Source organism: Dyella sp. 05T440 (genome assembly GCF_056395965.1).
This window is the reverse complement of the sequence record NZ_JBFTKN010000006.1, coordinates 1-19707: the sequence shown is the minus strand read 5'-3', so window position 1 is coordinate 19707 and position 19707 is coordinate 1. Positions and strand designations below refer to the sequence as shown.

Annotated in this window: 17 protein-coding genes and 1 riboswitch; of the genes, 13 read left to right on the top strand and 4 right to left on the bottom strand. The window is 64.9% G+C overall.

The genetic code is table 11. From position 1 onward, the window contains the following. The first annotated feature begins 18 nt into the window (after positions 1-18). Both AC1DE1_RS09410 and AC1DE1_RS09405 read left to right on the top strand, forming a co-directional pair. Positions 19-450, top strand: a complete 432-nt coding sequence (locus tag AC1DE1_RS09410) for a type II toxin-antitoxin system RatA family toxin (RefSeq protein ID WP_477175935.1) — start codon at positions 19-21, stop codon at positions 448-450. Next, entirely contained in the window at positions 443-724 is a 282-nt protein-coding gene (locus tag AC1DE1_RS09405) for an RnfH family protein (RefSeq protein ID WP_477175934.1), read from the top strand. The genes AC1DE1_RS09410 and AC1DE1_RS09405 overlap by 8 nt, the downstream gene beginning before the upstream one ends. A gap of 16 nt (positions 725-740) precedes the next feature. Here the strand turns inward: AC1DE1_RS09405 and AC1DE1_RS09400 are convergent, their stop codons facing one another. Then, complete coding sequence (locus AC1DE1_RS09400) at positions 741-1199, bottom strand: outer membrane protein assembly factor BamE (RefSeq protein ID WP_441604130.1); 459 nt, start codon at positions 1197-1199, stop codon at positions 741-743. Positions 1200-1275: 76 nt separating this feature from the next. Here AC1DE1_RS09400 and fur point away from each other — a divergent pair, with 76 nt between their 5' ends. Continuing rightward, on the top strand, positions 1276-1692 hold the full coding sequence (gene fur, locus AC1DE1_RS09395; protein ID WP_109127012.1) for a ferric iron uptake transcriptional regulator: 417 nt from the start codon (positions 1276-1278) through the stop codon (positions 1690-1692). A 346-nt stretch (positions 1693-2038) separates the two neighbouring features. Here fur and AC1DE1_RS09390 read toward each other — a convergent pair whose 3' ends face one another. After that, positions 2039-3634, bottom strand: a complete 1596-nt coding sequence (locus tag AC1DE1_RS09390) for an MASE1 domain-containing sensor histidine kinase (protein WP_477175933.1) — start codon at positions 3632-3634, stop codon at positions 2039-2041. Between the two features lie 115 nt (positions 3635-3749). Here AC1DE1_RS09390 and AC1DE1_RS09385 point away from each other — a divergent pair, with 115 nt between their 5' ends. After that, a complete protein-coding gene (locus tag AC1DE1_RS09385; protein WP_046970299.1) occupies positions 3750-4385 on the top strand; it encodes a response regulator transcription factor in 636 nt (211 codons plus the stop codon). Positions 4386-4689: 304 nt separating this feature from the next. Here the strand turns inward: AC1DE1_RS09385 and recN are convergent, their stop codons facing one another. Beyond that, on the bottom strand, positions 4690-6360 hold the full coding sequence (recN, locus tag AC1DE1_RS09380) for a DNA repair protein RecN (protein ID WP_477175932.1): 1671 nt from the start codon (positions 6358-6360) through the stop codon (positions 4690-4692). 193 nt (positions 6361-6553) lie between these two features. Between recN and hrcA the strand changes: the two genes are divergently transcribed. From hrcA to AC1DE1_RS09350, 6 genes are all read left to right on the top strand, one after another. Next, positions 6554-7606 carry a heat-inducible transcriptional repressor HrcA gene (gene hrcA / locus AC1DE1_RS09375; RefSeq protein ID WP_441604133.1) on the top strand — a complete coding sequence of 351 codons (1053 nt, stop codon included), beginning with the start codon at positions 6554-6556 and terminating at the stop codon, positions 7604-7606. 85 nt (positions 7607-7691) lie between these two features. After that, positions 7692-8219 (top strand): nucleotide exchange factor GrpE, encoded by a 528-nt coding sequence (grpE, locus tag AC1DE1_RS09370; RefSeq protein ID WP_441604134.1) that lies wholly within the window; start codon positions 7692-7694, stop codon positions 8217-8219. 160 nt (positions 8220-8379) lie between these two features. Beyond that, entirely contained in the window at positions 8380-10308 is a 1929-nt protein-coding gene (gene dnaK / locus AC1DE1_RS09365; protein WP_441604135.1) for a molecular chaperone DnaK, read from the top strand. Between the two features lie 130 nt (positions 10309-10438). Then, the gene (gene dnaJ, locus AC1DE1_RS09360) at positions 10439-11572 is read left to right on the top strand and encodes a molecular chaperone DnaJ (RefSeq protein ID WP_441604136.1); all 1134 of its coding nucleotides are present in this window, start codon (positions 10439-10441) and stop codon (positions 11570-11572) included. Positions 11573-11721: 149 nt separating this feature from the next. Then, the gene (gene dapB / locus AC1DE1_RS09355; RefSeq protein WP_441604137.1) at positions 11722-12525 is read left to right on the top strand and encodes a 4-hydroxy-tetrahydrodipicolinate reductase; all 804 of its coding nucleotides are present in this window, start codon (positions 11722-11724) and stop codon (positions 12523-12525) included. A 70-nt stretch (positions 12526-12595) separates the two neighbouring features. Then, positions 12596-12729: riboswitch (yybP-ykoY riboswitch) on the top strand. 101 nt (positions 12730-12830) lie between these two features. Further along, positions 12831-13838 (top strand): sodium:calcium antiporter, encoded by a 1008-nt coding sequence (locus AC1DE1_RS09350; protein ID WP_477175931.1) that lies wholly within the window; start codon positions 12831-12833, stop codon positions 13836-13838. A 41-nt stretch (positions 13839-13879) separates the two neighbouring features. Here AC1DE1_RS09350 and AC1DE1_RS09345 read toward each other — a convergent pair whose 3' ends face one another. Continuing rightward, positions 13880-14575, bottom strand: coding sequence for a 2OG-Fe(II) oxygenase (locus AC1DE1_RS09345; protein WP_441604139.1), 696 nt, complete (start codon positions 14573-14575; stop codon positions 13880-13882). A 213-nt stretch (positions 14576-14788) separates the two neighbouring features. Between AC1DE1_RS09345 and carA the strand changes: the two genes are divergently transcribed. From carA to greA, 3 genes are read left to right on the top strand one after another with little or no spacing between them, the layout of a single operon-like run. Further along, positions 14789-15925 (top strand): glutamine-hydrolyzing carbamoyl-phosphate synthase small subunit, encoded by a 1137-nt coding sequence (gene carA / locus AC1DE1_RS09340; protein WP_477175930.1) that lies wholly within the window; start codon positions 14789-14791, stop codon positions 15923-15925. Continuing rightward, entirely contained in the window at positions 15918-19145 is a 3228-nt protein-coding gene (carB, locus tag AC1DE1_RS09335; protein WP_441604141.1) for a carbamoyl-phosphate synthase large subunit, read from the top strand. Before carA ends, carB begins: the two co-directional genes overlap by 8 nt. Next, positions 19142-19618 (top strand): transcription elongation factor GreA, encoded by a 477-nt coding sequence (gene greA / locus AC1DE1_RS09330; protein ID WP_441604142.1) that lies wholly within the window; start codon positions 19142-19144, stop codon positions 19616-19618. The genes carB and greA overlap by 4 nt, the downstream gene beginning before the upstream one ends. The last annotated feature ends 89 nt before the right edge of the window (positions 19619-19707 follow it).

Below are 19707 nucleotides of genomic sequence, written 5' to 3'. Positions count from 1 at the left end.
GCTCAAGAAGAGGCTGAAGTGATCGAAATCCGCCGCAGCGCCCTGGTGCGATATTCGCCGGACCAGATGTTCAATCTGGTCAATGACGTTGAAGCATACCCAAAGCGCTTCCCCTGGTGTGTCGACGCTCAGGTGCTGGAGCGTGGCGAGGATGTGCTGGTGGCGCGCCTGGATCTCAAGTACATGGGGTTTCGCCAGAGCTTTACCACGCGCAATACCACGGTGCGACCCAGCCGTCTGCATATGAGCCTGGTCGATGGACCGTTCCGCAGCCTGGATGGGCTATGGGAGTTCATCGCGCTGGGCGATGCCGGCTGCAAGATTTCGTTCGCGCTGGATTTCGACTACGCAGGCAAGCTTGGTGGTGCGGCCATCAAGCTTGGATTTCAGGGGCTGGCCAGCCGCATGGTGGACGACTTCTGCCGCGAGGCGGAGCGCACTTATGGCTGAGCAGGTCACCGTCGAGGTGGTCTTTGCCGAACCCTCGCGCCGCTGGCTGCGCAAGGTGAGATTGCCCTCAGGCAGTACCGTGGCGCAGGCCATCGAAGCTTCGGGCATCGTCCAGGACATTCCGGGACTGGTCGTGGATCCGGCCCGACTGGGCATTTTTTCCCGCAAGGTGGGACCGGAGCACGTGGTGGGCGAGGGCGACCGGGTGGAAATCTACCGGCCGCTCACCATCGATCCGAAAGAAGCACGCCGGCGCCGCGCCCACGAGGGCTGACGCCGGCCGGCGGGTCTTAGTGACCGTCGTTGCCGCCGTTGTTGCCGCCGCCGTCGCCGCCCTTGTCGCCACCGCCGGTCGACTTGTCGCCCTTGGTTTCGTCCACTGGGTAGCTGGCGTGGTACTTCTTGGTGTCGTTGACCAGCTTCTGCGCGTCTTCGGCGAAGAAGTCGCCCTCGGTGCGCACCAGCACGTCGTTATTGAAGGTGAGCTTGAGCGAGCGCACCTTGATGTCGCCACCGCGGTGCTGCTGGGTGGAGACGTAATTCCATTCGTTCTGGCTGAAGGGCGAGTTGACCGAGGGCGAACCCATCAGCACCAGCACCTGGCGCTTGGTCATGCCGGGCTGCAGCTGATCCACGGTTTTCTTGTCGAGCAGGTTGCCCTGTTGCACGTCGGGGGTATAGATAAGACGGCAGCTGGCCAGCGAAAGGGCCAGCATGGCAAAACCCAGCGTGCGAATCAGCTTATGCATGCGTGTTGCGTCCGGATCGTAAAGGTGTCGGATGATACACTAACGGCCTCGTAGCGCCGTGTGCGTGGAGTTTGCTATGGAACAGGAAACGAAAGAACTGCGCAAAGCCGGGCTGAAGGTGACCCACCCCCGCATGCGTATTCTGCAGATCTTCGAGGATGAGGAAGCTCACCATCTCACCGCCGAAGACATCTACAAACGCCTGCTGGCCCACCAGGAAGACATCGGCCTGGCCACCGTCTACCGGGTGCTGACCCAGTTCGAGGCGGCCGGCATCGTCGTCAAGCACAACTTCGAGGGCGGGCAGGCCGTCTACGAGCTGGACCGCGGCAAGCATCATGACCACATGATCGATGTGGACAGCGGAAAGGTCATCGAGTTCGTGAGCGAGGAGATCGAGCGCCTGCAGGCCGAGATCGCCGCCCGCCACGGCTACGTGATCGAGGATCACAGCTTGGTGCTGTACGTGCGCCCCAAGAAGGGCAGCAAGTAAGCCAAGGCTTGCGGTGTCCGGAAGGCCGGTGACGGAGGCGTTGCCGGCCTTTTTCGTGCTCCGGCGGGCGGGATACAAAAGCTTCGCCCATAAAAAAAGCCGCGGGAGGACTCCTGTCCGCCCGGCGGCTTATCCGATACCGGATGGCTCCTAGGAGGGCGAGTTGCTCGCGCGTCCCGGTTTTGCCACCGATTTCGGCGGAACGGCATCCTGCCGTTCTTCATGCCCACCGTCCCCACGGTTGGCATGGCTCACCATCTTGCGATGGTGGCTCCCCCACATCGATGAATCCAGCGTAACGAACCCTTCACACCTCGGGTATCGGAAAATTTCCTATGTAACGATCCTAAGTGCGAGCTACGTCACCAGTTTGTGTGTTGCTGCGCAACAATATTCGAAGATGAACGCCCTGGGCCTCAGGCCGGACCCGGAACAGCCCACCCAGTGAAGTCACCCGGTCGCGCATGCCCTGCATGCCACGGCCGCCCCGGGGCATCCGGGCCGGCAGGCCAATCCCGTTGTCCCGGATGTCCAGCAGGGCGAGCGCCACGCCCTGGCGTTCACCGATGCGCAGGCGCAGCTGGAAGGTGTCGGCATGGGCGTGCTTCACGGCATTGGTGGCGCTTTCCTGCACCAGGCGATAGACCACGGTGCGGGTGTCGTCGTCGAGCAGGCGCGGGTCGCCGTGCAGTTCGGTGCGATAGGCCACGCCAGCGGCGTTGAGCAGGTCGCGGATCGGGCCTTCGTCCAGCGCTCGCAACAGGCCGAATTCGTCGAGCACGGCAGGGCGCAGATCGTCCAGCAGACGGTGCAGGGCGCGACGCATATGGCCGAGGATGGCGTTGATCGACACGCCGATATCGTCCATGCCCGCTTGCGCCAGCCGCGATTGCGCCAGCTTGAGGTGCGTCTGGATGGCCGTGAGGTTCTGGCCCAGCTCGTCGTGCAGCTCGGCGGCCATGTGGCGGCGCTGGTTTTCTTCGGTACGCAGGTTGCCGCGGGCGGCGTCGCGCAGCTGCCGTGCGAGGTGATCCAGGCGGCGGTTCACGGCGGCGAGATAGACGTTCTGCTCCGCCACCCGCTCGCTGCTGCGGCGTAGCGCATCGGTCGCCGAGCCGAGCATCAGCGCGCCGGTGCCGGCCACCGCCAGGAATAGTTCGCCGGGTGCGCCGGGCGAGCCATGACCGGAGAGGTGATCGACCAGCGTCATGCCCAGGCTCGAAATCAGCATGGCCAGGCTGGCGCCGCGCCAGCCATGACGGAACGCAAAGAACAGCACCGGCGCCAGCGACAGCACGCGGGCGAACTGCGGCTGCGGTGCCGCGTGCGAGGACAGCACCAGCAGGATGGCCAGCGAGGGCAGCAGCACCAGCAGGCCGTCCATCAACAGGCGCCCCAGGCCGCGCTTGTCGAGCCGAGCCCGCAGCAGCATCACCAGCAGCGGCACCACCAGCAGCACGCCGACGTAGTTGCCCAGCAGGTCTTGGCCCAGCGCCTGCATCATCAGCTCGGTGGTGGGGCTGGCATGGACCAAGGCCATCAGCACCGCATCCGTCGCCGTGGTGGCTGCCACGGTGAAGGCCGCTGACAGCAGCAGGCGGGCCACGTCTTCGGGATCGCGCAGGCTGGCGTGCAGGTTCGCGCGTCGCATCAGCCACAGGCAGATGGCGACGACGAGGGGCTCGGGCAATTCACCGAGCAGGAAACCATGCCAACCCATCGGCTGCGGGTGGACATAGGAAATCAGCCCGCTGGCGGCAAACTCCGCGCCGAGCAGCCACGGCCACATGCGCATGGGCGCCAGCAGCAGTGCGCCGAAACGCAGGCCGTAGGGAAGCATCCAATAGGGTTGCTCGGTGGGCCACAGCAGCAGCCAGAGCAGCAGATAGCCGATGCCGAGCAAGAGGCTGGAACCGGGCAGCACGGGGTGTTTAGGTCGCATGCGGTCGATGTTACATGGCGTCGGGAGGGCGTCCAGGCGGCCACCGGCGTGCTTTTGGCCGGTCGCATGCGCAGGGTGATCGTCAACCGCCCCGCAGGCTGCTATACATGCGTTCATGTACAGCATTGTCCTGGTCGATGACCATGCCATTGTCCGCGAGGGGTTCAAGCGGCTGATCGAATTGGAACCGGATCTGGAGGTCGTGGCGGAATGCCGCTGCGCCGACGATGCGGTCGAAGCGGTCGGCACCTGTCGTCCCCATCTCGTGGCACTCGATCTCTCGCTGCCCGATGGCAGCGGGCTGCCGTTGATCGAGCATCTGCGCAGCGTCGCCGTGGACACGCGCATCGTGGTGCTGAGCATGCACGACGGCGAGCCGTACGTATCCGAAGCCCTGCGCCGCGGCGCGAGCGGCTACGTCACCAAGGGCGTGGCCCCCGAAGAACTGGTCGCCGGCCTGCGTGCGGTGATGCAGGGAGAGTGTTTTCTCAGCTCCGACCTGCGCAAGCGTCGCGCCGAGCGGCCGAGCGAATCGCGCGATCCCATCCATCGATTGACGGCACGCGAGCGTGAAGTCTTCCTGTTGCTGGCCGCAGGTCGCGCACCCAAGCAGGTGGCCGGTGAGTTGGGCATCGGCCAGAAGACCGTCTACATCCACCGCGCCAGTTTGATGGGCAAGCTCGGCGCCGGTTCGGAATTGGATCTCTATCGCATGGCCGCCGAACGCGGGTTGTTGCCGCGCAAGAACTGATCCGCCAAACCATCGCGCTTTTGCTCGTTGTAGGAGCGCACTTGTGCGCGACCACCTACGGAGCGACAACGACGCGACGCCTTTGCTCGTTGTAGGAGCGCACTTGTGCGCGACCACCTACGGAGCGACAACGACGCGACGCTGCGGTCGCGCACAAGTGCGCTCCTACAAGGGTTTCCAGCACCTGCGCCCCATGTTGATTTTGTGGGAGCGCGCCCTGTGCGCGACAAACCTACGGAGCGCTAACGACCCGGTGCCGCAGTCGCGCACAGGGTGCGCTCCCACAGGTGTACGCGCAACCTGATTAAACCTGCGCCCGCTCCAGCATCTGCTTCGCATGCGCCCGCGTTTCGCGAGTGATCTCCACACCGCCCAGCATGCGCGCCAGCTCATCGCGGCGACCATTGGCATCGAGCTTCTCGATACGCGTACGCGTCGACTCGCCATCGCTGTCCTTGCTCACGCGCAGATGCGCGTGGCCTTGCGCAGCGACCTGCGGCAGATGGGTCACGCACAGCACCTGGCGTTGCGCGCCGAGTGCGCGCAGCTTCTGTCCCACCACTTCAGCGACGGCGCCGCCGATGCCGGTATCCACTTCGTCGAACACCATGGTGCCGACGGTGTCCTTGCCCAGTGTGGCCACTTCGATGGCGAGGCTGATGCGCGCCAGCTCGCCGCCCGAGGCCACCTTGCGCAGCGCGCGCGGCGGCTGGCCGGGGTTGGCGCTGACCAGCAGTTCGCAACGTTCGTGGCCCTGCACATCGGGATCACCTTCGTTGGTCGCTTCCAGCTCCACCACCAGGCGACCACCGCTCATGCCCAGCTCGCCCATCAGGATGCTGACTTCGCCGCCAAGGCGTTCCGCAGCCTGCTGGCGTGCCTGGCTGAGCTGGCCGGCTTGTTCGTCGTATTGCTGCTGCAGGCGCGTGCGCTGCTTGGCCAGTTTTTCCAACGCGTCGCCGGCGCCTTCCAGTTCGCTCAATTCGATGCGCAGCGTGCCGGCCTTGTCGTGCAACTCGGCCACCGTTACGCGATGGCGGCGCGACAGTTCGTGCAGACGCGTGAGATGCGTATCCACTTCCGCATAGCGGTTGGGATCGAGATCGACGTCGAGCGCATAACGGCCCAGGCCATCGGCCGCTTCGCTGAGCTGGATGGAGGCGTTGTCCAGCAGCTCCAGCAGCGGGGCCAGGCGATCGTCCAGCGCGGCGAGCTTGCTCATTTCCAGCTGGGCGCGGCCGAGCGCACGACGCAGTGCGAATTCGCTCTCGCCATCGAGCAGTTCCACCACGCCGCCGGCGCCTTCGGCCAGGCGGCCGGCATTGGCCAGGCGTTTGTGGCTGGCTTCCAGCTCGGCCAGATCGTCCGGCGGCAGCGCCCACTTTTCCAGTTCGCCCAGTTCGTGGCTGAGCAGTTCGATGCGTTGCTCGCGGTCGTCGCCGCCACTGAGCTTGCGGATGCGGTTGCCGAGCTCGCGCCATTGCTGCGCCAGCTCACGTACCTGCGCCACCAGGGCTTCATTGCCCGCATAAGCGTCGAGCAGCTCCATCTGATGGGCGCGCGAGAGCAGGGCCTGGTGCTCGTGCTGGCCGTGGATTTCCACCAGCAGCGTGGCCAGCTCGCCGAGCTGGCTGGCATTGGCCGGACGGCCGTTGATCCAGGCGCGCGAGCTGCCCTCGGCGCGGATCACGCGGCGCAGCTGGCAGCTGTCTTCGTCGTCCAGTTCCTCCCGGCTCAGCCAGGCGCGGGCTTCGGGCAGGTTCGTCAGGTCGAACTCGGCGGTGAGTTCGGCGCGGTCGCTGCCGGCACGGACCATGCCGCTGTCGGCGCGCGCGCCGGCCAGCAGCATCAGCGCGTCCACCAGCAGGGATTTGCCGGCGCCCGTCTCGCCGCTGACCACGGTAAGGCCGGGGCCGAAGGCGATCTCGGCTTCTTCGACGACGGCAAAATGACGAACGTAGAGCGAGGTGAGCATGGGTGGCGGCTTGGTGAAGTCGGGGGATTGTAAGGGGATGGGGCCGGGGAGCGGGTAGTGGGGGCGCGCACTTCGGCGTCCGGCAGATCACCGGCATCCGTTTTTGCACCCTCGCGACCGATCCCTCATCCCCGTTTCTTGCAAACTTTCCCGCAAGACCTTATTTCTTGTGTGTCTCACGAAGCGATACAGCATGCCAGCCGCCCCTCTCGATGCCCGCGCACGACGCCTCTTGCGCACATTGATCGCCCAGTACCTCGCCGATGGCGAGCCTGTCGGCTCGCGCACGCTTTCGCGTTCGTCCGGCCTGGACGTCAGCCCGGCCACCATCCGCAACATCATGGCCGACCTGGAAGAGGCGGGCCTGGTCGCCTCGCCGCATACCTCGGCCGGCCGCGTGCCGACGCCGCGCGGCCTGCGCCTGTTCGTGGACAGCCTGATCGAACTGCAGCCGCTGCCTCAGGACGAGATGGCCCGCCTGCGCCGCGAGCTGCCGCCGGGCCCCACCACCACCCGCGACCTGCTGGGCAATGTGTCGACGCTTCTTTCGGCCATGACGCAGTTCGCCGGCGTGGTCACCGTGCCGCGCCAGGCGGATTTCCCGTTGCGCCACATCGATTTCGTGGCCCTGCCGGACGCCCGCGTGCTGGTGATCCTGGTGTTCTCGGACAACCAGGTACAGAACCGCATTGTGCAGCTGGCCAAGCCGCTGGACGCGCGCGAGCTGGAGCACGCCGCCAACTACCTCAATACCCAGTTCGCCGGCCTGCGCCTGGACGATATCCGCGCCCATCTGCTGCGCGAGTTGCGCGAGACCAGCGGCGAACTCAACCGCCTGATGTCCAGCGCGGTGGAACTGGCCGCGGCCTCGTTCGCGCCCCAGACCGAAAGCGACGACGTGCTGGTCAGCGGCCAGACCAACTTGATGGGTTATTCGGAACTAGCGAACTTAGAGCGCCTGCGCGAGCTGTTCGAGGCCTTCCAGCAGAAAAACGAGCTGCTGCAGCTGATGGAAGTGTGTGCCAAGGCCCCCGGCGTGAGGCTGTTTATCGGCGAAGAATCGGGTTTTGCCGCATTGGATGGTTGCAGTGTGGTCACGGCCAGCTATGGTGCGCAGGGTCGCGTGCTGGGCGCGGTGGGGGTCATCGGACCCACCCGCATGGCCTATGAACGGGTGATTCCCGTGGTACAAGCCACGGCCGGATTGCTTAGCGACGCCTTGAATCGCGTCGCTACGACCTTATAACCCGCTCGGGAGGCGGGGTTTTACCCGCAAGTGTTTGACGGTTGGTGCGCGATGCACCGGCCACGGATAAGGCTTGGAGTGATTCATGCAAAGCAACGACCCAACGGTGTCCAACGAGACGCCAGGCCAGCAGGGTGAGACGGGCAGCGCCGAACTGGAAGCGCTGAAGTCGCGTATCGCCGAACTGGAAACCAGCAACGTGGAGCTGCGCGACACCGTGCTGCGCGAAAAGGCGGAAATCGAGAACCAGCGTCGCCGACTGCATCGCGACGTGGAGCAGGCTCGCCGCTTCGCCAACGAGAAGCTGCTCAACGAGCTGCTGCCGGTCTATGACGGCCTGGAGCGCGGTCTGCAGGTGGAAGGCGGTGATATCGCCAGCGTGCGCGAGGGCATTGCACTCACGCTCAAGTCGCTGCTGAAGATCGCCGAGAACAACGGCCTGGTGCAGGTCGATCCGCTGGGTCAGCCGCTCGATCCGGAGCGGCATCACGCGGTGAGCATGGTGGAGGCCCCGGGCGCGGCCCCCAACACGGTCGTCAACGTGCTGCAGAAGGGCTACGTGTTGAACGACAGGCTGCTGCGCCCGGCGTTGGTGGCGGTCGCCAAGGAATGACGCCCGCGCCGGCGGTCGAGGACGCCTGAATGGCGTCCCCTGTCGGCAACGGTGGCAAGGCATCCGGGGTCTTGTCGGCATTGAGATGCCACGCGGCAAACCCCATCTGACAAAACAGTTGCGGCCGAGGGGTCGCTTAAAGAATTCGGGAGTAAACAACATGGGTAAAATCATCGGTATCGACCTGGGCACGACCAACTCGTGCGTTGCCGTGATGGACGGCACCACCGCCAAGGTCATCGAGAACTCGGAAGGCGATCGCACCACGCCGTCCATCGTCGCTTTCACCAAGGACAACGAAGTCATGGTGGGCGCGCCGGCCAAGCGCCAGAGCGTGACCAACCCCAAGAACACCTTCTACGCGGTGAAGCGCCTGATCGGCCGCAAGTTCACCGACGCGGAAGTGCAGAAAGACCTGCACATCGTGCCCTACGGCATCGTGGCGCACGAAAACGGCGACGCCTGGGTCGAAACGGCTGATGGCCGCAAGATGGCTCCGCAGGAGATCTCGGCCAAGGTCCTCATGAAGATGAAGAAGACCGCCGAAGACTATCTCGGCGAGCCGGTGACCGAAGCCGTGATCACGGTGCCGGCCTACTTCAACGACAGCCAGCGCCAGGCCACCAAGGACGCCGGCCGCATTGCGGGCCTGGACGTCAAGCGCATCATCAACGAGCCGACCGCCGCCGCACTGGCCTACGGTCTGGACAAGAAGGGCGGCGACCGCAAGATCGCCGTGTACGACCTCGGCGGCGGCACCTTCGACGTGTCCATCATCGAGATCGCCGAAGTCGACGGCGAGAAGCAGTTCGAAGTGCTGGCCACCAATGGCGACACCTTCCTGGGTGGCGAAGACTTCGACATGCGCGTCATCGACTACCTCGTCGAAGAATTCAAGAAAGACCAGGGCATGGACCTGCGCAAGGATCCGCTCGCACTGCAGCGCCTGAAGGACGCCGCCGAGCGCGCCAAGATCGAGCTGTCTTCCAGCCACCAGACCGAAGTGAACCTGCCGTACATCACGGCCGACGCCTCCGGTCCGAAGCATCTGAACATCAAGCTGACCCGCGCCAAGCTCGAAGCGCTGGTGGAAGACCTGGTCAAGCGCACCATCGAGCCGTGCCGCACCGCGTTGAATGACGCCGGCCTGCGCGTGTCCGACATCAACGAGGTGATCCTCGTCGGTGGCCAGACCCGCATGCCCAAGGTGCAGGAGTCGGTGAAAGACTTCTTCGGCAAGGAGCCGCGCAAGGACGTCAACCCGGACGAGGCCGTCGCTGTCGGCGCCGCGATCCAGGGCGGCGTGCTCGGCGGTACCGTCAAGGACGTGCTGCTGCTGGACGTCACCCCGCTGTCGCTCGGCATCGAGACGATGGGCGGCGTGATGACCAAGCTGATCGAGAAGAACACCACCGTGCCGACCAAGGCTTCGCAGGTGTTCTCCACCGCCGACGACAACCAGACCGCGGTGACCGTGCACGTGCTTCAGGGTGAGCGCGAGCGCGCCAGCGCCAACAAGTCGCTGGGCAAGTTCGACCTGCAGGGTATCGACGCTGCACCGCGCGGCATGCCGCAGATCGAGGTCACCTTCGACATCGACGCCAACGGCATCCTGCACGTCTCGGCCAAGGACAAGAAGACCGGCAAGGAACAGAAGATCGAGATCAAGGCCGGTTCGGGCCTGTCCGAGGAAGAGATCAACCGCATGGTGGCCGACGCCGAGGCCAACAAGGAAGAAGACAAGAAGTTCCACGAACTCGTCGGCACGCGCAACAAGGCCGACCAGCTGGTCCACGCCACCCGCAGCGCGCTCAAAGAGCACGGCGGCAAGGTGCCGGCCGATCAGCTGAGCACGATCGAAGGCGCGCTGTCGGATCTGGAAAAGGTCAAGGACAGCGACGACAAGTCGGCCATCGATTCGAAGATCGAGAAGCTCGAGCAGGTCGCCCAGGCGCTGTACGCCGCGGCCCAGGGCGGTGCCCAGGCGGATGCCGGCGCACACGCGGGCGGTCAGCAGCAGGGCGGCCCGGCCGGCCACGACGACGTGGTCGATGCCGAGTTCACTGAAGTCAAGGACGAGAAAAAGTAATATTGGCCGGTCGGCGCTGCCGATCTGACGCAGCCCGCGCCCGGGAGTTCACCTAGGCGCGGGCTGTTTGTTGAGAAGACATGGGTCCTACGATTCATGAGTAAGAGAGCAGTCCATGCCGGATGCAACGATGAGCAAGCGTGATTACTACGAAGTCCTGGGTGTAGAACGTACCGTCACCGAGGTCGAACTGAAGAAGTCGTTCCGTCGACTGGCGATGAAGTACCACCCGGACCGTTGTCCGGACGATCCGCATGCGCAAGAGAAATTCAAGGAGGCCAAGGAGGCCTACGAAGTGCTGGCCGACGCGCAGAAGCGCGCGATGTATGACCAGCACGGCCATGCCGCGTTCGAGCACGGCATGGGCGGTCGCGGCGGCGCCGGTGGCTTTGGCGACATGGGCGACATCTTCGGCGATATCTTTGGCGACATTTTCGGCATGGGCGGCGGTGGTGGACGCGGACGTTCGCGTCGCGGCTCCGACCTGCGCTACATCATGGAGCTCGATCTGGAAGAAGCCGTCTTCGGCGTCGAGAAGAAGATCGAGATTCCCACCCAGGTCAATTGCCATCACTGCAACGGCAGCGGTTCGGCCGACGGCAAGACGGTGACCTGCAAGACCTGCGCAGGTCATGGCCGCGTGCGCATGCAGAACGGCATTTTCTCCATCCAGCAGGCCTGCCCGCATTGCGGCGGCAGCGGCCAGGCGATCGAGAAGCCCTGCAAGCAGTGCGATGGCGAAGGCCGTCTGGAAGAAACTCGCCAGCTGTCGGTGAACATTCCTGCCGGCGTCGACAACGGCGATCGGATCCGCCTGACCGGGCAGGGCGAAGCCGGTCCGACCGGTGGCGAAGCCGGTGACCTTTACGTTGAAGTGCGCGTGCGCGATCACGCCATCTTCCAGCGTGACGGCAATGACCTGCATTGCGAGCTGCCGATCCGTTTTGCGCAGGCGGCGCTGGGTGCGGAGTTGCTGGTGCCCACGTTGGAAGGCGAAGTGCCGATCAATATTCCGCCGGAAACGCAGACGGGCCAGATGTTCCGTCTGCGCGGCCGCGGCGTGAAGTCGGTGCGCAGCACTCGCAACGGTGATCTCATTTGCCGCGTGGTAGTGGAAACGCCGGTGCGTCTCACCAAGCAGCAGCGCGACCTGTTCGAGCAGCTTGAGGCAACCTTTGCCGATGGCGAGGCCGACAAGCACACGCCGCGCGCCAAGACCTGGGTCGATGGCGTCAAGCAGTTCTGGTCGCGCGTCACCTCGTAAGTTCACGCGATCCGCCGGCCCACAAAGCCCTGGCTCCCGCCGGGGCTTTGCTTTTTGTGGGACCCCGTTGACGGCGGCTACGCACGCGGGCGCCCGCAGGCGGTAGCATCGCCTCTCATGTCCGTCGTGCCCGAGAAAGGAAGCCATCTATGACCCAGCCCGTCCGCCTTGCCATCAATGGCGCCACTGGCCGCATGGGACAGGCCTTGCTGACCTTGGTGAAGGACGATGCCCGCTTCGCGCTGGTCGCTGCAATCGCCTCGCCCGAATCGTCCAGGCTGGGTCAGCCCGTCGATGCATGCGAGGGCTCGCTGGCCTATACGCATGAATGGCCGGCGGCCGATGCGCTGGACGTGGTGGTGGATTTCAGCGGCCCGGCGGGTCTGGCCGAAGCGCTGACCTATTGCGAATCGCATGGCGTGGCGCTGGTCACCGGCACCACCGGCCTGGACGCGACCTTTGCGCAACGCCTCAACGCCTCGGCGGCCCGCATCGCCTTGCTGCGCTCGGCGAACTTCAGCCTGGGCGTGGCGGTGCTTACGCGACTGCTGCGCCAGGCTGCTGCAGCCTTGCCGGATTGGGATCTGGACATCATCGAGGCGCACCACAACCGCAAGGAAGATGCGCCATCGGGTACGGCGCTCGCGCTGGGCGAGGCGGCAGCGTCCGCACGCGGCACGTCGCTGCGCGAGAGCGCGGTGTACGCGCGCGAAGGGCGGGTGGGTCCGCGTCAGCAGGGCACCATCGGCTTCGCGGTGGTGCGCGGCGGCGATATCGTCGGCGAGCACGAAGTGTTGCTGATGGGACAGGGTGAACGTGTGGAGCTGGTCCATCGCGCCACCGATCGTTCGATCTTTGCCCGCGGCGCACTTGAGGCTGCACATTGGCTCAGCGGTCGCGAAGCGGGCGATTACGATCTCGATGCGATGCTGGCGGATCGGGCCTCGCGCTGAGCCGATGCGGCGCGAAAACGCGTCGCGTTCCTGGCGCTCGCTTGCCTGGGGGCGGCGGGGCCTCTAAAATCCCGTGTGTTGTCATTGGGGAGTAGCCATCCTCACCCCACGCAACCGGCCTCCGGTTGCTTCTAGAGGAATCCGCGTCAACAGACTTGAAGCTTCGGCTTCATGGCGTGGATGGTCACCGGTTCCTTCTGGTTCCGGCAGCCCGGCGAGACCTTTGGCCGCGACGCGCTCACCCTGCCGGGCGAGCTCGCGTCGCTGCGCCAATGGTTTTCCGCTCGCCCGGCCCTGGAAAAAGCATGTTCATTGCCCTGTTGTTCCTGCTCTCGGCCGGCGCGATCTATCTCGCCTGCGAGTACTTCGTCAACGGCGTGGAATGGTTCGGCCAGAAGCTCAACCTGGGCGCTACGGCTACAGGCACCGTGCTGGCGGCCTTCGGCACGGCGTTGCCGGAGAGTGCGGTGACCTTTGTCGCCGTGATCCTCGGTAAGACGCCCGAGCAAAAAGACATTGGCGTGGGCGCCGCGCTCGGCGGCCCCTTGGTGCTGGCGACGATCGCGTACGCGGTGGTCGGCGTGGCGCTGTGGATGAATCGCCACAAGCTACAGCGTGCCGACCATCAAGTGCGTGTGGCGCACGGACGCCTGGCGCGCGATCAGTCGTGGTTCCTGGCGATCTTCGTGGTGAAGTGCACGCTTGGCCTGGTCGCATTCGCGTTCAAGCCGTGGCTCGGTGTGCTGTTCCTGGCCGCCTATGGCTTGTACGTGTGGCGCGAGCTGAAGTCTTCCGACACCGCACCGGAGGAAGAAGAGCTCGAGCCGCTGAAATTCCAGCCCAAGGCGATCGATCCGTCGATCTGGTGGGTGGTCGCGCAGACCACGCTGGCGCTGATCGTGATCGCCTTCGCGTCGCATACCTTCGTCAAACAGATCGAAGCGATCGGCATTGCGCTCAATCTCTCGCCACATCTGGTGGCGCTGGTGCTGAGCCCGGTGGCCACCGAGCTGCCTGAGACGATGAATGCGCTGATCTGGGTGCGTCAGGGCAAGGAGCGCCTGGCGCTGGCCAATATCTCCGGCGCCATGATGATCCAGGCGACCATCCCCAGCTCGCTGGCGCTATTTGCCACGCCGTGGCTGTTCGATGCGCCGCTGATGGTGGCGGGCGTGCTCACCGGCGTGGCCATCATCTACCTGTGGCAGTTGTTCCGTCGCGGACGCGTGGATGCCCGCTCTCTGGTGCCGGTGGGGCTGCTCTACGGCGTGTTTGCTGCCTATATCGCGTGGCACTACGGGACGCAGCTGTAAGCACCCGGGGCAGGGCGCACCGCTGAGTGCGCCCTCGCTGATCAGTCGCGATGCGCGGCGTTGCGATCGCGGTCGGCGCCCAGCTTGCGATCAAGCGAGCCGAAGATCTTCTTGAACGCGCGCGCAAATTTGCCGCGCTTGGTCTTGCGCAGCTTTTCTTCTTCGCTGGTGAGCCAGGCCACCTGGATCACGCGGCGCTCGCCCTCGTAGGGCAGGTGGCCGTGGAAGGAATTCTCACAGCGCTTGAACACCGCAAATTCGCCGTAGAGCGGCTTGAGCTCCGGCGCGATCATGCTGTCGATGCTGTCGATACTGCCCAGAAAGCGCAGACAGCCGTCGCTGGTGTCCGGCCAGAGGTTGTTGAGGTAGAGCAGAGCCGTGGCCACCTTGGACTTGCTGTCCGTATGGATGGTCCCGTGGCGCTTGTTGAGCGACCGGCACAGCGTGATGAGGGTGGGGTACTGGCCCAGGTTCTCGATCCCCAGGCGCTCGCCGATGGCGCGGGCGAACTCGGCCGAGCTCAGGCGGTTCACCAGTGCATTGATCGAGGGGCCGCAGTCGCTGGCGTCATACGGGAAGAAACCGGCGCTCGCATAGCGCGGAAAATCGCGCTCCAGGTCGCCGCGCGCCTCGTCCGGCAACTGACCGTGCGCGATCAGGAACGGGAACGGCTCCGCCCTGATGTCGGTGTCCGGTCGGTCAAGACGGGCGGGATCGAGCAGCGCGACTGAGTTCATGGATGTCCGAGCATGGGTGAGACCGCGCTAGTGTACTGCCCGGACAGGGGCCCGCAGGGCTTTTCTCCCGGTGGCGTTCAGCTGTTTTTGGTGGACACCAAGGGGGCTTGCACCTATCATTGCGACCCGCCCTGCAACATTCCTCGACTAAGGTCCTCAAGCCTGCTTTGGTGCGGCTTGCGGACCTTGCTGCACCTAAAAGGCGGTCCTCCGATGCCTATTCCCGCTCTGCTTGCCCTCGAAGACGGCAGCGTGTTCCACGGCTACGCCGTTGGCGCGACTGGCGAAACTGTCGGCGAGGTGGTTTTCAACACCGCCATGACCGGCTACCAGGAGATCCTCACCGATCCCTCGTACGCCAAACAGCTTGTCACCCTGACTTATCCGCACATCGGCAACACCGGCGTGAACGTCGAGGACGAAGAGTCCGCTTCGGTCCACGCCGCCGGCCTGATCGTGCGCGACGTGCCGCGTCGTGCCAGCAACTGGCGCAGCACTGAAAGCCTGACCGATTACCTCAAGCGCCACGGCATCGTGGCCCTGGCCGGCATCGACACGCGCCGCCTGACCCGCATCCTGCGCGACAAGGGCGCTTTGAACGGCTGCATCGTCGCCGGCGAGCAGATCGACGTCGAAGACGCACTCGCCAAGGCGCGCGCCTTCCCCGGCCTCAACGGCATGGACCTGGCCAAGGTGGTCAGCGTGGGCGAGTCCTACCAGTGGAACGAGGGCGTCTACGACCTCGATCGCACCGCCTTCAATCAGCCGTCCAAACGCTTCAAGGTCGTGGCCTACGACTACGGCGTGAAGTACAACATCCTGCGCCTGCTGGCCGAGCAGGGTTGCGACATCACCGTGGTGCCTGCGCAGACGCCGGCTGGCGACGTGCTGGCGATGAAGCCCGATGGCGTGTTCCTGTCCAACGGCCCCGGCGATCCGGCGGCCTGCGACTACGCCGTGGAAGCCACCAAGCAGTTCCTCGAGGCGAAGATCCCGCTGTTCGGCATCTGCCTGGGTCACCAGATCATGGGCCTGGCGCTGGGCGCCAAGACGCTGAAGATGAAGTTCGGCCACCACGGCGCGAACCATCCGGTGAAGGATCTGGACGATGGCCGCGTGCTGATCACCTCGCAGAACCACGGTTTCGCGGTCGATCCGGCCACGCTGCCGGCAAACGTGCGCGTCACCCACACCTCGCTGTTCGATGGTTCGCTGCAGGGCTTCACGCTCACCGACCGTCCGGCGTTCTGTTTCCAGGGTCACCCGGAAGCGAGCCCCGGCCCGCACGAGATGAGCTACCTGTTTGATCGTTTTGCCGCCCTGATGCAGGAGGCCCGCAAGAATGGCTAAGCGCACCGATATCAAGAGCATCCTCATCATCGGCGCCGGTCCGATCGTCATCGGCCAGGCCTGCGAGTTTGACTACTCCGGCGCACAGGCCTGCAAGGCGCTGAAGGAAGAGGGTTACCGCGTCATCCTGGTGAACTCCAATCCCGCCACCATCATGACCGACCCGGAGACGGCCGACGCCGTCTACATCGAGCCGATCAACTGGCAGACGGTGGAGCGCATCATCGCCAAGGAGCGCCCCGATGCGGTGCTGCCGACGATGGGTGGCCAGACCGGCCTCAATTGCGCACTGGATCTGGCCGACCACGGCGTGCTCGAGAAGTACAACGTCGAACTGATCGGCGCGTCGCGCGAAGCCATCCGCATGGCCGAAGACCGCGAGCTGTTCCGCGTCGCCATGGCCGAGATCGGCCTGGAGTGCCCGAAGGCCGAAGTGGTTCGTACCTTCGAGCAGGCGCTGATCACGCAGACGAAGGTGGGCTATCCCACCATCATCCGCCCCAGCTTCACGCTGGGCGGCTCCGGTGGCGGTATCGCGTACAACCGCGAAGAATTCGAAGAGATCGTCAAGCGCGGCCTCGAGCTTTCGCCGGTGGGCGAAGTGCTGGTCGAGGAATCCGTGCTCGGCTGGAAAGAATTCGAGATGGAAGTGGTCCGCGACAAGGCGGACAACTGCATCATCGTGTGCTCGATCGAAAACCTCGATCCGATGGGCGTGCACACCGGCGACTCGATTACGGTCGCGCCGGCGCAGACGCTCACCGACAAGGAATACCAGCGCCTGCGCGATGCCTCCATCGCGGTGCTGCGCAAGATCGGCGTGGATACCGGCGGCTCCAACGTGCAGTTCGGCATCAATGCCGAGAACGGCCGCGTGGTGGTGATCGAGATGAATCCGCGCGTGTCGCGTTCGTCGGCGCTCGCTTCCAAGGCCACCGGTTTCCCGATCGCCAAGATCGCGGCGAAGCTGGCGGTGGGTTACACGCTCGACGAACTCAAGAACGACATCACCGGCGGCCTGACGCCGGCGTCGTTCGAGCCGAGCATCGATTACGTCGTCACCAAGATTCCGCGCTTCGCGTTCGAGAAGTTCCCCTCGGCCGACGCGCGCCTCACCACGCAGATGAAGTCCGTCGGCGAAGTGATGGCGATGGGCCGCACCTTCCACGAATCGCTGCAGAAGGCGCTGCGTGGCCTGGAAATCGGCAAGACCGGCCTCAACCCGACCGGCCTGGACCTGACCACCGAAGAGGGCGTCAACGCACTCAAGCGCGAACTGCGCGAGCCGCGTCCGGATCGCGTGTTCCATCTGGCCGATGCGTTCCGCGCCGGCTTGTCCCTGGAAGACGTGTACGGTTTGAGCCGCGTCGATCCCTGGTTCCTGGCGGCGTTCGAAGACATCGTGCTCACCGAGAAGGACGTCCAGACGCAGGGCATCACCGTGCTCGACGCCGCGCGCATGCGCGAGTTGAAGCGCATGGGCTTCTCCGACGCGCGCCTGGCCGAACTGCTCGACACCAATGAAGCGGCCATGCGCCATCTGCGTCGTACGCTGGGCGTGCGCCCGGTGTACAAGCGCGTGGACTCCTGCGCCGCCGAGTTCGCCACCACCACGGCCTATATGTACTCGACCTACGAGGAAGAGTGCGAAGCCAACCCGACCAATCGCGACAAGATCGTCGTGCTTGGTGGCGGCCCGAACCGCATCGGCCAGGGTATCGAGTTCGACTACTGCTGCGTGCACGCAGCGCTCGCCCTGCGCGAGGATGGTTTCGAAACCATCATGGTCAACTGCAACCCGGAAACAGTCTCGACCGACTACGACACCTCCGACCGTCTGTACTTCGAGCCGCTCACGCTCGAGGACGTGCTGGAAATCGTCGATCTGGAGAAGCCCAAGGGCGTGATCGTGCAGTACGGTGGCCAGACGCCACTGAAGCTTGCACGTGCGCTGGAAGCAGCTGGCGTACCGGTGATCGGCACTTCGCCGGACAGCATCGACTTGGCCGAAGACCGCGAGCGCTTCCAGCAGATGATCGAGAAGATCGGCCTGAAGCAGCCGCCGAATCGCACCGCGCGCACGCCGGAAGAGGCCTTGGCCTCGGCACGCGAGATCGGCTATCCGCTGGTGGTGCGTCCGAGCTACGTGCTGGGCGGCCGCGCGATGGAAATCGTCTACAGCGATGCCGATCTTTCGCGTTACATCCGCGATGCCGTGCAAGTCTCCAACGATTCGCCGGTGCTGCTGGATCGCTTCCTCGATCACGCGGTCGAAGTGGACGTGGACATCATTGCCGACGCGGAAGGCAACGTGCTGGTCGGCGGCATCATGGAGCATATCGAAGAGGCCGGCGTCCATTCGGGCGACTCCTCTTGCTCGCTGCCGCCGTACTCGCTGACCCAGGAGGTGCAGGATGAAATGCGCCGCCAGGTCACCGCGATGGCGAAGGAGCTGAAGGTCATCGGCCTGATGAATACGCAGTTCGCCATCCAGGGCGATACGGTGTTCATCCTGGAAGTGAACCCGCGCGCCTCGCGCACCGTGCCATTCGTGTCCAAGGCCACCGGTGTGCCGCTAGCCAAGATCGCCGCGCGCGCCATGGCCGGCCGCTCGCTGATCGAGCAGGGCACCACGCGCGAAGTGATCCCGAGCTACTACTCGGTGAAGGAAGCGATCTTCCCGTTCCTGAAGTTCCAGAACGTGGATCCGATCCTCGGTCCTGAAATGCGCTCCACCGGTGAGGTGATGGGCGTGGGCCGCAGCTTCGGCGCCGCCTTTGCGCGCGGTCACGATGCGGCCGGCATCAAGACGCCGCCGAAGGGCAAGGTGTTCGTGTCGGTGCGTGATGCCGACAAGGATCGCCTGCTGCCGGTCGCCCGCGAAGTGCTGGAGCGCGGCTTCAGCCTGGTCGCCACCGACGGCACGGCCAAGTACCTGGCCGAGCATGGCGTGGCCTGCGAGCGCATCAACAAGGTGATCGAAGGCCGTCCGCACATCGTCGACCTGATCAAGAACGGCGAGATCGTCTATATCGTCAACACCACCGAGGGCAAGGCGGCGATTGCCGACTCGTTCTCGATCCGACGTGAAGCCCTGCAGCAGCGCGTCACGTACTCCACCACGGTCGCGGGCGCCCGCGCGCTGGTGCATTCGCTGGATTATCACGGCGACGGCTCGGTGCACAGCCTGCAGGAACTGCACAAGGAACTGAAAGCATGAGTCGTGCGCCCATTACCAAGGCAGGCTCCGAGCGCCTTCGTAGCGAGCTGGAAAAGCTGAAGTCCACCGATCGGCCGCATATCATCGCGGCCATCGCTGAGGCGCGCGCGCATGGCGACCTGAAAGAGAACGCGGAGTACCACGCGGCACGCGAGCAGCAGAGCTTCATCGAAGGCCGCATCGCGGCCTTGGAAGCGCTGCTGTCGACGGCCGAAGTCATCGACGTCAGCCGTCTTGCGGCCGGTTCGCGCGTGGTGTTCGGCGCCACCGTGGATCTGGAAGACGAGGACAGCGGTGAAGCGGTGACCTATCAGATCGTTGGCGACCTGGAAGCCGACATCAAGCAGCGCCTGATCGCCGTCTCCTCACCGATCGCGCGCGCGCTGATCGGCAAGAGCGAAGGTGACAGCTTCGAGTTCACGGCGCCCAATGGTGTGAAGCACTACGAGATCACGGGCGTGCGTTACGCCTGATCTCGCGGGGAAAAACACCTGTGGGAGCGCACCCTGTGCGCGACTGAGCCTAGCCCCAGTCGCGCACAGGGTGCGCTCCCACAGGGGGG